This window comes from Thalassospira sp. CH_XMU1448-2 (genome assembly GCF_037027285.1).
Taxonomy (GTDB): Bacteria; Pseudomonadota; Alphaproteobacteria; order Rhodospirillales; family Thalassospiraceae; genus Thalassospira; species Thalassospira profundimaris_C.
On the sequence record NZ_JAYMEA010000001.1, the window covers coordinates 385153 to 398670 of the forward strand.

Sequence of the window (13518 nt, forward strand, 5' to 3'; positions counted from 1 at the left end):
TATCATGTCGCGACTTGTTTCATTTGATGATGCACGGGAAAAAGCGCGGCGGCGAATGCCGCGCTTTGCCTTTGACTTTATTGATGGCGGGGCGGGGACCGAAACCGGTCTGGGGCGCAACCGTGCAGCTTTTATCAACCGTATCCTTGAACCACGCGCCCTGATCAATGTTGATGGGGATCTGTCAACCCGGGCCCGGTTTCTCGGCAAGTCCTGGGCGGCACCATACGGAGTGGCCCCGGTTGGACTTGCCGGACTGGCCTGGCCGGGAATTGACCGGTTTCTTGCCCGCGCGGCCGAACAGGCCGGTGTGCCCTATTGCGCATCGACCCCGTCGACCGCCAAGCTTGAAGACCTGCGCGACTGTGCGCCGAATTCCGGCTGGTTCCAGCTATATGTCGGCAGTTCGCAGGAAATCGTTGATGATCTGATCGAACGGGCCCGCATCGCCGGATATGATACCCTGATTGTTACTGCCGACGTGCCGCGTCCGGGCAAAAGACGTCGCGATTTGCGCAACCAGTTTGCCTTGCCGCTTAAAATCACGCCGCGATTCATCTGGGAACTGGCAAGTCACCCGAAATGGTCGCTTGGCGTTTTGCGCCATGGGGCACCGCGCTTTGCCAATCTTGAACGCTATGCCGAACCGGGGGCGAGTACCACATCGCTTGCCAGCCTGATGGCCAAGCAAAGTTCTGGTCGGCTGGATTGGGATCTTCTGGCCGATATCCGTTCGAAATGGCCGGGCAAGCTGATCCTGAAAGGGATTTTGTCGCCACAGGACGCACAAAGGGCCACAAGTGAGGGCGTGGATGCCATTGTGGTTTCCAATCATGGCGGGCGGCAGCTTGATGGTGCACCGGCAACCCTTGATGCGCTCGGACCGGTCCGCGATGCGGTCGGGCCTGATTTCCCGCTGATTGTTGATGGCGGGATCAGAAGCGGCGAAGATGTTCTCAAGGCCCTGATGGCCGGGGCTGATTTTGTGCTGATGGGACGGGCGTTTCTCTATAGTGTTGCGGCACTTGGGCAGGATGGTGCGGCAGAAGCATTCACCATGCTTCAGACAGAGCTGACGAATGCTATGGCCCAGACCGGTGTGCGGGATATAGTTGATATTTCGAAGTAACGAAGTTATTCGAAAAGACATGGCGTTGATCGGGTCCGATTTCCGTGTCTTTCAATAGAACGAGATTAAAAACTTGGCTAAAAACAACGATGTCGCGCTGGGTCCGCTTGAAGATTTCATCGGATTTTATTTGCGCCGCGCCTATGAAAAAGCATTCTCGGATTTCTCGGAGATTCTCGGGAACGATTCCCTGCGACCGGGGAATTTTACGCTTCTGGTCCTGATCCATGAAAATCCCGGTATTACCCAGGTCGAGATTTGCCGTGCTGCCGGACGGGACAAGTCCGGAGTGACCCTGTCGCTGCGCCAGATGGAAGATGACGACCTGATCGAACGCATTCGTGTTGAAGGTGATCGTCGTTCCTATGCCAGCTATATCACCCCCAAGGGACGCGAGCTGTATGCGCGGGTACTTGAAAAGGGCGAGATCCACAAAAAACAGCTTGATGATCGCATCGGTGCCGACAAAAAGGCCGAAATGATCGATCTTCTCAAAAAGCTGATCGACGAGAACTAGGTACTTTTTTACCGGGTTTACCGGGCACGATGCCATACCGGTTCCTGCAAGTGCAGGGCCGGGTTTGATGTGTCGTGCTCTGTAAATAATGACAGTCGTAATGTTCTTGGTCTGGACCTGTCCGCCCGAAATTGGTAATACCAATTATAAGAGATTTCGGCCAGACGGATTCCTGCCCGCACAAAACATCCGTCAATGGCCCAAAAGCCCGAGAGAGGATACGCCATGACGCCTTCAAAACCGCGCGTTGGTCTTTTTGTGACCTGTCTTGTCGATATGTTCCGGCCGACGGTCGGCTTTTCGGCAGTGAAGCTGCTTGAAGAAGCAGGGTGCGAGGTCGATGTGCCCATGGATCAGACCTGTTGCGGGCAACCGGCCTATAATTCCGGTGACAATGAATCGGCGCGCAAGGTCGCCCGGCCGCTGATCGATATGTTTGCCGATTATGATTATGTCGTTGCTCCCAGCGGGTCCTGTGCCGGCATGATCAAAAAGCATTTCCCCGAACTGTTTGCCAATGATCCGGCCATGGCCGACAAGGTCAAGGCTCTGTCTGACAAGACGTTCGAGCTGGTTTCCTTCCTGACCGATGTGATGAAGGTCGATGCGGTCCCGGCAAGTTTCGAGGGCAAGGTCACCTATCATGACAGTTGTTCGGGCCTGCGTGAGCTCAAGGTCAAGGAACAGCCGCGCAAATTGCTCAATTCCATCAAGGGGCTTGAGATTTCCGAACTTTCCGAACCTGAAACCTGCTGTGGTTTTGGCGGGACATTCTGCGTCAAATATCCCGAAATTTCCGGCAAGATGGTCGGTGACAAGACCAAAGATATCAAACAGACCGGGGCCAAAACCCTTTTGGCAGGGGATATGGGCTGTTTGATGAACATGGCGGGCAAGCTTGCGCGTGAAGGATCGGATGTCGAAGTTCGCCACGTTGCCGAAGTGCTGGCCGATATGACCATGGCCGCCCCGCCAATTGCCGGATCAAATTCCAAGACGGGTGGGGAGTAAGCATCATGAATGTGTCAACATCCCCGAAATTCAAGGAAAACGTCCATGGCGCGTTGCGCGATGAAAGCCTGCAACGTGCCCTTGGCCGTCTGAAATCCGGTTTTCAGGAAAAGCGTTCTGCGGCCGCGGCAAAAATGCCGGAATTTGAGGCGCTGCGCGATCAGGCCCGGGACATCAAGAATCATACGCTTGAAAATCTTGACCATTATCTTTTGAAGTTCGAAGAAAACGTCAAGGCCAATGGCGGTCATGTCCATTGGTGTGCCGATGCCGCCGAGGCCCGTGAAGTGGTGGCAAAGATTTGCCGCGACAAGAACGCCAAATCGGTCCTTAAGGGCAAATCGATGATTTCCGAGGAAATCGGCCTGAATGACTTCCTGGAAAAACAGGACCTCAAAGTCGTCGAGACCGATCTTGGTGAATATATCATTCAGCTCAGGCACGAACCACCAAGCCATATCATCGCACCGGCCATCCATGTTCATAAGGAACAGGTCGCTGACAGCTTCCGCGAAACCCATACCGGGCGCGATCCCAACAGGTCACTGGTCGAACCGCGGGAATTGCTTGATGAAGCGCGCGAAGTCATGCGCGAACATTTCTTTGCCGCGGATATCGGGATTACCGGGGCGAACTTCCTGATTGCCGAAACCGGCACCTCGGTGATTGTCACCAACGAAGGCAATGGCGATCTGACCCAGACCCTGTCGCGGGTTCATATTGCGATTGCCAGCCTTGAAAAAGTGGTGCCGACCCTTGAAGACGCGTCAAGTATCCTGCGCGTTCTGGCCCGCTCGGCCACGGGTCAGGAAATGTCATCCTATACGACGTTTTCGACCGGCCCGAAACGCGATGGCGATCTTGACGGGCCCGAAGAATATCACGTGATCCTGCTTGATAATGGTCGTTCTAACATGCTGGGCACCGAGTTCCAGGACATGTTGCGCTGTATCCGTTGTGCGGCCTGCATGAACCATTGCCCGGTCTATGGGGCGGTGGGCGGTCATGCCTATGGCTGGGTCTATCCCGGTCCGATGGGATCGGTTCTCTCTCCATCGCTGATTGGCGTGGACGAGGCCGGGCATCTTCCCAATGCCTCGACCTTCTGCGGGAAATGCGAAGAAGTCTGTCCGATGCGGATCCCGCTGCCCAAAATGATGCGTCATTGGCGTGAACGGGAATTCGAAAAACATCTCAGTCCGTCCTCATTCCGTTACGGTATCAAAACGTGGGCGTTTTTTGCTTCAAAACCAAAGCTTTATCGGGCCGTCACCGGGATTGCCTCAAAGGTTCTGGGCAAAATGTCAGGCGGCAAGGGCAAGATCGCCAAATTGCCGCTTGCCGGGGGCTGGACCGACATGCGTGATCTTCCGGCGCCCGAGGGCAAAACCTTCAAGGAACTCTGGGCCGAAAAACAAAAACAGCAGGGAGGTTCGAAATGAGCACCTCGTCCAACACCTCCTCGCGCGATGCGATTCTGGGCCGGATTCGCAAAAGTCTTGGCCGGGGCGCGGGCGAAGCTGCGCCGGTTTCCGTAACCGAACGTTTGTCATCGCCCAAAGCCAATCCGGTGGTGCCCAAGCGTGCCCAGCTTGCCCATCCCAAGCAGGTCGAACTGTTTGAGGAAATGGCAAAAAGTGTCAATGCGACCGTTGCCATGGTGGTCAGCGATAATGACATTCCGCGCGAAGTGGCCCGTTTCCTTGCTGATCACAATTTACCCGCACGGATTAAAACATCCCCGGATTCTGCGGTTTCCGGGTTGCCCTGGAGTGATACGGCACTCGAAGTTTCAACCGGGATCGCCGGTCCGGAAGACGCTGTTTCGGTGACGCCAAGCTTCAGCGGTGTCGCCGAAACCGGAAGCCTGATGCTGCGCAGCGGGGTAGGCACGCCCTATACGCTCAACATGCTGCCAGACACCCATATCGTTGTTTTGAAGGCATCTGATATCGTCGGAACCTATGAAGAGGTATGGGCGCGGTTGCGCGAAAAGGAAGGACACGGCAATATGCCGCGAACATTCCTTTGGGTGACCGGACCTTCGCGAACGGGCGATATCGAACAGACGATACAGCTTGGCGCACATGGACCGCGCCGACTGCATATCGTTCTGGTGGATGACACAAAAGAAAACAAATAAACGACGCCGTACCGTCAGTGACGCGGAAAAGACCCTGTGGGAGGTCTTTACACGTGACGTCAAACCCTTGCGCACCAAACGGCGCAAGGGTGATGATGCCATGTGTGCACCTGATGATGACATCCATACCAGCGATACGGCCATCCAGTTGCCCGACAATCTGGCTGAAAACCTTGAACGGTCCGAGGAAAACCGGGCGGCGCGCAATTTGCCGTCGGCCCGCAATGCCGATCGTGGCCCGCAGATCAAAAAGCAAACGCTGGCTGATCTCAAGCCCGGTGTGACCGACGGGATTGACCGCTCGACGGCCAATAAGTTCCAGAAAGGCAAGATGACCATTGATGGTCGCATCGACCTGCACGGCATGACCCAGGATGTTGCCCACAATGCGCTTAATGCCTTTATCGAGGAAAGCTGGCAGGCTGGAAAACGCTGTGTTCTGGTAATCACGGGCAAGGGATCGCGGGCTGATGAATATGGCCGTACCGGGTTGTTGCGTCAGCGGACCCCGCAATGGCTCAGTGCGCCGCGCCTGCGAAATCGTATTCTTGCCATCAATCAGGCCCAGATCCAGCATGGTGGTGCCGGGGCCTTTTATGTTTTGTTGAAACGGAGACGCCCGTGACACCTTTTGGTAATCGCATTCGGGAATTACGGGCCCGCAACAATGTCACCCTGACCGATATGGCAACGGCCTTGCAGCTGTCACCGGCCTATTTGTCGGCGCTTGAACATGGCCATCGCGGTCGGCCAAGCCCCGGTCTGGTGCAGCAGATTTGCGGCTATTTCAATCTGGTCTGGGACGAGGTCGACGATATCAAGCGCCTGGCACAGCTTTCACACCCGAAAATCACCGTTGATACGGCGGGACTTGAACCCGAAGCGACCGAGCTTGCCAATCTTCTTTCCGAACGGATTGCCGGGCTTAGTGACGATCAGCTCAGCCGCATGCTTGAAATCATTCGCGAACGCCATGCGTAACTGCGCTGCACTGCGCTGATGGCCTGTCATGTCAAACGGATCGGCGGTTGAAAACCGTTCTGTTCCGGTCTGTTGATTTTGGCATATCAAGAAAACTTGATTTTCCGCGCTGCACCCCAATATCAACCTGATGGGGGAAATGTGACAGCTTCACCCGATAAAATTGTAAAGCAACCCGCCCGGCCTTTCACAGGACCGGAAAGGGCTTGCTTGCCCGGGAGTGGGTAATTTCTGGCGGCCATCGAAATCAGTATCTTCGGGGGCCAGCATGTTCAGTTCTATCCGTATCGGACCAAAAATCATCCTGTCACTTGTCCCGCCGGTGGCCGGGTTGGTGATATTGGCAATTGTGATTGTCAGTGGCCGTTTCCAGCAAATGGATGAACTGTCGAGAATCCGTGCGTTGACCGAGTTTGCCGGTTATCTCGGCGCGACCGTTCACGAATTGCAAAAGGAACGGGGAACATCGGCCGGATATATCGGATCGTCCGGGGCACAATTCGGACCGCAACTGGCCGCGCAGCGCGACCTTTCCGATGACAGTATGGATGCCTTGCGCACTGTGATCGCCTCCTTTGACCTGGCCGATTACGACCCGTCTCTTGGGCGCGATATCAACCGTTTTGTCACCCTGATGGACCAGATTCCCGCCACCCGGCAAAAGGTCGATGATCTGCAACTGAAACTGGGTGAAACGGTTGGTTTTTACAGTTCGATCATTTCGGGGATGCTGTCGACCGTCAATGTCATGGGCGGGCTGAGCAATGATCCGGAAATCCTGCGGGTCATTGCTGCCTATAACAATTTCATGCAGGCCAAGGAACGCGCCGGTCTTGAACGTGCGGCCGGGGCGGTGGGCTTTGGCAAGGGCGAATTCGCCCCTGATCTTTATCGCCGGTTTGTTGAACTGGTGACCTTGCAGAGCGCCTATCTCGCGGTTTTTGCCCAATTCGCACCGGCCGACATCCGGGCATTTTATGATCAGACCTTAAAGGACCCGGCAATCAAGGAGGTCGATGATTTGCGCGCGCTGGCGCTTGATTTCCCGGTAAGCGGCACAACAGGTGACATTCGCGGCGATGACTGGTTTGCCAAGGTCACGGTCAAGATCAATCTCTATAAACAGATCGAAGATCACATTGCCCAAAGCCTGAACGGGCTTGCCGAACACAAGCTGATGACAGCCGAAACCTATTTCTATGCCACCCTTGCCGGATTGGTGATCGTGATCGCGGTGGCCTGTACGCTTGTGCTTGCGGTCGGGCGCAGCATCACTGTTCCGATCGGGAAAATGACCGAAAGCATGACCGAACTGGCATCTGGCAATCTTGATTGCACGATCACCGGTCAGGATCGCGGCGATGAAGTGGGCGATATGGCCCGTTCGGTCGAGATTTTCCGACAGAATCTTGAACAGAACCGGGAAATGAGCAAGCAGCGCGAAGCCGATCAGGCCCGGCGCATTGCCCAGACCGAACAGATCGAAAAACTGGCAAAGGCGTTTGAAAGCAGGGTCGACAAGCTTCTGGGCGATATTGGCCGCTCGACCGATGATTTGCGCTCGACATCCGAAAACATGACCACCGTGATCAGCACTAGCCGCGAACGGGCCGGTGTGGTGGCAAGCAATGCCTATACTGCATCGGAAAATGTTGCGGCTGTGTCCTCGGCGACCGAGGAGCTGGCAAATTCCATTCTCGAAATTTCACGCCAGATTTCTGCCGCAGCCGATATTGCCTCTGATGCCGCCCGTGATGCCCGTGCGGCTGATACCATTGCCGATGCCTTGCAAACCGGGGCGGCCAAGATCGGCGAAGTGATCGGTCTTATTCGCGATATTGCCGAACAGACCAATTTGCTTGCTCTTAATGCAACGATTGAGGCTGCGCGTGCTGGCGAAGCGGGCAAGGGCTTTGCCGTGGTTGCCAATGAAGTCAAAAATCTTGCCTCCCAGACATCGCGGGCCACCGATGAAATCACCGGCCAGATGGGCAATCTGCAAGATGCAACCGAACAGGCGGTGGCGGCCTTTGGACGGATTGGCAAGCGGATCGGTGATATTGACACCACCTCGGCTTCTCTTTCGGCTGCAGTTAATCAGCAACAGGCGGCAACATCGGAAATTGCCAGCAATATCGAACGGGCCTCGAACGGGACCAGTGAGGTATCGGGAAATATCGATGAAATCCGGGCTTCAACCGATCAGGCCGGACAGGCGGCCGAGAATGTTCTGGTGGCGTGTGAAAGTGTGACCGGCGTTGCGCTTGATCTGCGCCAGGAGGTCGAAGAATTCCTGAGTTCCGTTCACAAGGTTCAGGCAGGCTAGGGCCGCTTGCACATTGTTATGGCGGGAGTTATGGCAGGACTTTGAAGACAGTCGAACTGTTTGTGGATCCCGTAAATCGCTGGTTTTACGCCGCTATATCCGTGATCTGGCAACAGAAACGTGCTTTTTGAACAACATCGGCTGCAAAATAGCTGCATTGCGTGAAACACGGTTTGACTATTATGGCGTTCGAGGTTATCAATCGGGGGTGTTTCGATCCAGAAACATGAAAAGTCCTGCCTTTCTTGCAACTACAAGGTTTGGAACCGTCCGCACGCCCCAGCAATCCTGAGCGCCTTGCCTGACGGTCAACCGCACTTCTTATCCTATCCCAAAATCTTCGCCCATATCCTCTCTTATCTGGCAACCACAGATCATTAAACGCACATATGCATCTTCAGGAACTCAAAAAGAAATCTCCGACCGAGCTGCTTGCCCTGTCTGAGGAACTCGAAATCGAAAATGCCAGCACGCTCCGCAAACAGGAGCTGATGTTCGCCATTCTCAAACAGTTGGCCGAGAACGACCATGCCATTTTTGGCGAGGGGGTTCTCGAAGTGCTGCCCGATGGTTTCGGCTTCTTGCGGAGCCCGGAGGCAAACTATCTTGCCGGGCCCGACGACATTTATGTCAGCCCGAGCCAGGTACGGCGTTTTGGTCTGCGGACCGGCGATACGGTAGAAGGGCAGATCAGATCGCCCAAGGAAGGCGAGAGGTATTTCGCGCTGCTCAAGGTCGACAAGGTCAACTTTGATGCGCCGGAAAAAGTCCGTCATCGCATCAACTTTGACAACCTGACCCCGCTTTATCCCGATCAGCCGTTGCGCATGGAACGGGAATGCGACCAGGAAGGCAACAAGGACACCACCAACCGCGTCATCGAACTGGTGTCGCCGCTTGGTAAAGGTCAGCGTGCCCTGATCGTCGCCCCGCCGCGTACCGGTAAAACCGTGATGTTGCAGAACATTGCGCACGCGATCGAGGAAAACCATCCGGAAGCCTATCTGATCGTTCTTCTGATTGATGAACGCCCGGAAGAAGTGACCGATATGGACCGCTCGGTGAAGGGTGAGGTTATCAGCTCGACCTTTGACGAACCGGCCCAGCGTCACGTTCAGGTCACCGAGATGGTGCTTGAAAAGGCAAAACGTCTGGTCGAACACAAGCATGATGTTGTCATTCTGCTTGATTCCATCACCCGTCTTGCCCGTGCCTATAACACCGTCGTGCCAAGCTCGGGCAAGGTCCTGACCGGTGGTGTCGATGCCAACGCCCTGCAGCGTCCGAAACGCTTCTTTGGTGCGGCACGTAACATCGAAGAAGGCGGCTCGCTGACCATCATCGCAACCGCCCTGATCGATACCGGTTCGCGTATGGACGAGGTTATCTTTGAAGAATTCAAAGGTACCGGTAACTCCGAACTGGTTCTGGACCGCAAACTGTCTGACAAACGTATCTTCCCGGCGATTGATATCCTTAAATCGGGTACCCGTAAGGAAGAACTGCTTGTCGATAAAAGCGTCCTGTCCAAGATGTGGGTTCTGCGCCGTATCCTCAACCCGATGGGTCCGCAGGACGCGATGGAGTTCCTTCTGGGCAAACTCAAATCGACCAAGAACAACGACGATTTCTTCGATTCCATGAACGGATAATCGACATCCGGCGTAAATGGCCGGATACAGATAATTGTCTGATGATTAAACGGGGTCCTGTGGGCCCCGTTTTTTATTGTCTGATGATTGGAAAGGGGACCTGCATGATCAAGGTCACAGGGCCGACTTGCAGCATTGAAAAAGGCTGCCTAGATAGGGCGCCCAATCAATAACAACCTGTTTTAAAATGAATTTGTCCTTGCCGCCGTTCCCGATCGAAACCAGCCGTCTCTTCCTTCGCCCGTTTGTGTCTTCTGATTTTGAGGGCTACGCCGCCTATCACGCGTTGCCTGCGGTGTATCGTTATCTTTATTGCGACCCGCCGGCGGGCGATGCGTTGAAGCAACAGTTTTCCGATCTGCTGCGTGCGCAATTCATGCAGGATGGCGATGTTTTCACCCTTGCGGTCACACGCCGGGAAGATGGCGCTGTGTTGGGCGAGGTTCTTTTGAAACTTGCCAGTATCAATGCCCGTCAAGGCGAGGTTGGCTATATCTTCAACCCGGATTTTGCAGGCAGCGGCTATGCCACCGAGGCGGTCAGGGCAATTGTCGATCTGGGCTTTGCGCATTTCGGGTTTCACCGGATTTTTGCACGGCTTGATGCGCAGAATGCCGGGTCATCCGGTGTTGTCGAACGGCTTGGTTTTCGTCGCGAGGCGCATCTGATCGAAAATGATTGTTTTAACGGGCGTTGGGGTGATGAATATATCTATGCCGGGCTCTTTTCGGAGTGGCAATCCCAAGCCCGGTCATCGTCGCTTCAGGCCAGGATCAGTGTCAGTTCGGCGGTGTGACCATCCAGTTTCTGGCCTTCCGCCCGGGCATCCCCCGGTTCAAAGCTGAATGCGCCATTGCCCAGATGCAAACCGATATGATGGGTGCCGTAGCGCATGGTGATGGCCAGTTCGCTGGCGGTGGTAATCTCGCAGGTGGCCTCATCGCCGATATCGAGATGGTGCGGTGGATCGGTTTGCCAGCCACTGCTTGGTGCCAACGAGCTCAGATGCAGGGGGTTTTGGCTGCTTTCATTGCGCAAGGTCAGTTTCAGTCGCATGTCCTGTGACATATGCCAGGCCCTCCTGATTGAAAAACATCTCTGTTTTGTATGTAGGGACGGGATTTTCGAAGTCGATAGGACATGAATGCTTGAAACAACGCATGAGCCATGTGAATCTGGGGTTCTTGGTTCACTATTTTATTGCGCTTGATGCAGCTTTTACTCAAATCCGTTGATTTTGCCGCGCGCGCCCATCGCGACCAGCGGCGCAAGGGCCCGGCCGAGGAACCCTATATCAATCACCCGATTGAGGTTTCCCGCCTGATTGTTGAATGCGAACCCCATACGGATGAAACCATCCTTTGTGCGGCAATTCTGCATGATGTGATCGAGGATTGCGGGGCGACCCGCGACGAAATCGCCGCCTGCTTTAACGACGCCATTGCCGACATTGTTCTTGAGGTCAGCGACGACAAGGCCTTGCCACGCGATGATCGCAAGGCAAAACAGGTCGAAAATGCCCCCAACCTGACCCCGGGAGCCAAGCTGGTCCGACTGGCCGATAAAGTCGCCAATGTCGGGGCGATGCTGACCGATACCCCGATTGGCTGGGATGAAAAACAGATCCTGGCCTATGTCGACTGGGCCGAGGCGGTGATTGCCCCGTGCCGCGAAGTCAGTGACGGCCTGTCTGCGCGCTTTGATGCCATTGCCCGTGATGTGCGCGCAGTACATAGCGATGACAAAGAAGCTGTCATCTAGCTGGCTATGTGGTTTTGCGAGTGAACGTGATGATCGTTATTTAACGTATTCATCGGGGAAGGGAAGCTGCTCGACAGCGCGCCAATCCTTGGTAACGTAGTTGATGATCAATGATTTTCTGACCCCGGAAAAGCTTCTTTTTTCGAAGCCATGCCAGGTGTTGCTTGCAGGGACAAATATCAATGCCGAGTTCGGCAGAAACGGGGATGCCTTTATATGTGTTTCCGCATCCTTGTAGATATCCGTTCCAAGCTTTTCGTGTCCGGGCTCATCCGATAGATAGAGAAGCATTGTAAAACGCTTCACACCGATATCTGTATGGGGCTGCAGCCAGAAACCATCGCGATCTTGTGCGAATTCAAGCCTGATGCGTGTTTCGCTCAGATCAGCCCCAAAAACGTCTTCGACAGCATCGACAACCTCGCGAGAATGGAACGCCTGCGCAATGTCGTTTGCTGTTTCGTATTTAGAAATCGTTTCCTGATCAAAATACCGGCGACTTGAATTGTTTGCTTCGCGTGTCCCTGCATTAACATCAAGAACAGGTGCCAGAATCGGAAGGGAACATACTTTTTTGGCAATTTCGACCGGCAGGACGTTTTCAATGAACCAGTGTTGATACGGATCTTGAGAAGATTTTCCCGAATTGAAAGCGCTTATTACAGAATTTCTAATTTCTGAAGTCGACATCAACGATTGTCCTAAACATAAACCTGCTGGTTTGGATTAATTTATAAAGTGTAGATTTAACTACCGATTTTATAGAGATATCAAAACATTTTTATATACGGAAGGTGAAAAACCACTCAATACATTGAATTATATGGATTTTTTAATAGGTATCTAAAGTCTCGATAACAAGGAAGCCGTTACTAAACAGTAACGGCTTCCTAACATTCAATCGAACTATTCTTGTTAAGTTTCGGCTTGATCAGACCGTAAAGACGATGGAGCCGTTGGTTTTGCGGCCTTCGAGATCGTCATGGGCACGGGCGGCATCGGCCAGCGGGTAGGTTGCGGTAATGTCGATCTTGACCACGCCGGATTTCAGCACCTCGAACAACTCATCGGCACTTGCCAGAAGCTCTTCGCGGGTGGCGTTATAGGTGAAGATGCTCGGACGGGTCAGGAAAAACGCGCCCGGGGCAAGCTGTGCCAGTGTGATGGGCGGAACTGCGCCGGATGACTGACCGAAACTGACCATCGTACCAAGGCGTTTGAGGCATTTAAGTGAGTCTTCGAACGTATCCTTGCCAACGGAATCATAAACAACTTCAACACCCTGGCCATTGGTGATTTCCTTGACCCGTTCGGAGACTGTTTCCTCGCGATAGAGGATCGGGTAATCGCAGCCTTTGGCCTTGGCGATCTCGGCCTTTTCCTGTGATCCGACCGTGCCGATCACAGTGGCTCCAAGATGTTTGGCCCACTGGCAGACAATCTGGCCCACACCACCTGCAGCCGCATGGATCAGGATCGTATCGCCCTTTTGCACCTTATAAGTCCGGCGCAGAAGATATTGCGCGGTCATGCCCTGAAGCATTGCAGCCGCCGCCAGTTCAAAGCTGACATCATCGGGGATTTTGACCAGTCCCTTGGCCGGCATGACGCGGGCTTCGGCATAGGCACCAAGCGGCTGTGCGGCATAGGCAACGCGATCACCAACCGCAAGATCAGTGACACCGTCACCAATCGCCTCGATCACGCCAGCGCCTTCAAGCCCAAGACCCGATGGCATCGACGGGGCGGGGTAAACACCCGACCGGAAATAGATATCGATATAGTTCAGGCCGACGGCCTTCTGGCGCAGGCGGACTTCGCCCGCACCCGGTGTGCCAACTTCCACATCCTCAAAGCGCAACACATTGCTGCCGCCTGTTTCGTAAAAGCGGAATGCTTTGGTCATTTGTGACCTCCCATTGTTTCGTTCTTTTGAACGTCTGTTTCGTCAATGGATTGAGTTTAGGTCAGAAAAGCCCGATTTGCAGCAGGCGAGTT

The 13518-nt window shown here is 54.3% G+C and carries 14 protein-coding genes; 11 read left to right on the forward strand and 3 right to left on the reverse strand.

What is annotated here, in order from left to right; translation table 11 throughout:
* The first annotated feature begins 4 nt into the window (after positions 1–4).
* The 10 genes from WA318_RS01840 (at position 5) to WA318_RS01885 (ending at position 10555) form a co-directional block, all read left to right on the forward strand.
* Complete coding sequence (locus tag WA318_RS01840; RefSeq protein ID WP_336079709.1) at positions 5–1129, forward strand: alpha-hydroxy acid oxidase; 1125 nt, start codon at positions 5–7, stop codon at positions 1127–1129.
* Between the two features lie 73 nt (positions 1130–1202).
* The gene (locus WA318_RS01845; protein ID WP_336079711.1) at positions 1203–1646 is read left to right on the forward strand and encodes a MarR family winged helix-turn-helix transcriptional regulator; all 444 of its coding nucleotides are present in this window, start codon (positions 1203–1205) and stop codon (positions 1644–1646) included.
* 225 nt (positions 1647–1871) lie between these two features.
* Positions 1872–2657, forward strand: a complete 786-nt coding sequence (locus WA318_RS01850; RefSeq protein ID WP_114096396.1) for a (Fe-S)-binding protein — start codon at positions 1872–1874, stop codon at positions 2655–2657.
* Between the two features lie 5 nt (positions 2658–2662).
* The gene (locus WA318_RS01855; protein ID WP_114096397.1) at positions 2663–4099 is read left to right on the forward strand and encodes a LutB/LldF family L-lactate oxidation iron-sulfur protein; all 1437 of its coding nucleotides are present in this window, start codon (positions 2663–2665) and stop codon (positions 4097–4099) included.
* Positions 4096–4800 carry a LutC/YkgG family protein gene (locus tag WA318_RS01860; protein ID WP_336079714.1) on the forward strand — a complete coding sequence of 235 codons (705 nt, stop codon included), beginning with the start codon at positions 4096–4098 and terminating at the stop codon, positions 4798–4800. The genes WA318_RS01855 and WA318_RS01860 overlap by 4 nt, the downstream gene beginning before the upstream one ends.
* The gene (locus WA318_RS01865) at positions 4778–5425 is read left to right on the forward strand and encodes a Smr/MutS family protein (protein WP_336079716.1); all 648 of its coding nucleotides are present in this window, start codon (positions 4778–4780) and stop codon (positions 5423–5425) included. Before WA318_RS01860 ends, WA318_RS01865 begins: the two co-directional genes overlap by 23 nt.
* Entirely contained in the window at positions 5422–5781 is a 360-nt protein-coding gene (locus tag WA318_RS01870) for a helix-turn-helix domain-containing protein (RefSeq protein WP_114096400.1), read from the forward strand. Before WA318_RS01865 ends, WA318_RS01870 begins: the two co-directional genes overlap by 4 nt.
* A 268-nt stretch (positions 5782–6049) precedes the next feature.
* Positions 6050–8107: a methyl-accepting chemotaxis protein gene (locus WA318_RS01875; RefSeq protein WP_336079719.1), complete on the forward strand. Its 2058-nt coding sequence runs from the start codon at positions 6050–6052 to the stop codon at positions 8105–8107.
* Between the two features lie 389 nt (positions 8108–8496).
* Positions 8497–9759, forward strand: a complete 1263-nt coding sequence (gene rho / locus WA318_RS01880; RefSeq protein WP_114096402.1) for a transcription termination factor Rho — start codon at positions 8497–8499, stop codon at positions 9757–9759.
* A 187-nt stretch (positions 9760–9946) separates the two neighbouring features.
* A complete protein-coding gene (locus WA318_RS01885) occupies positions 9947–10555 on the forward strand; it encodes a GNAT family N-acetyltransferase (RefSeq protein ID WP_336079720.1) in 609 nt (202 codons plus the stop codon).
* Here WA318_RS01885 and WA318_RS01890 read toward each other — a convergent pair.
* Positions 10522–10827 carry a hypothetical protein gene (locus tag WA318_RS01890; RefSeq protein WP_336079721.1) on the reverse strand — a complete coding sequence of 102 codons (306 nt, stop codon included), beginning with the start codon at positions 10825–10827 and terminating at the stop codon, positions 10522–10524. The two genes, WA318_RS01885 and WA318_RS01890, sit on opposite strands and share 34 nt — an antisense overlap.
* 141 nt (positions 10828–10968) lie before the next feature.
* Between WA318_RS01890 and WA318_RS01895 the strand changes: the two genes are divergently transcribed.
* Positions 10969–11520: an HD domain-containing protein gene (locus WA318_RS01895; RefSeq protein ID WP_114096405.1), complete on the forward strand. Its 552-nt coding sequence runs from the start codon at positions 10969–10971 to the stop codon at positions 11518–11520.
* 36 nt (positions 11521–11556) lie between these two features.
* On the opposite strand, the gene WA318_RS01900 is transcribed toward WA318_RS01895, so the two are convergent.
* Positions 11557–12210, reverse strand: coding sequence for a 2OG-Fe(II) oxygenase (locus tag WA318_RS01900; protein WP_114096406.1), 654 nt, complete (start codon positions 12208–12210; stop codon positions 11557–11559).
* A 241-nt stretch (positions 12211–12451) separates the two neighbouring features.
* Positions 12452–13426, reverse strand: coding sequence for a quinone oxidoreductase family protein (locus WA318_RS01905; RefSeq protein WP_336079724.1), 975 nt, complete (start codon positions 13424–13426; stop codon positions 12452–12454).
* Positions 13427–13518: the final 92 nt, after the last annotated feature.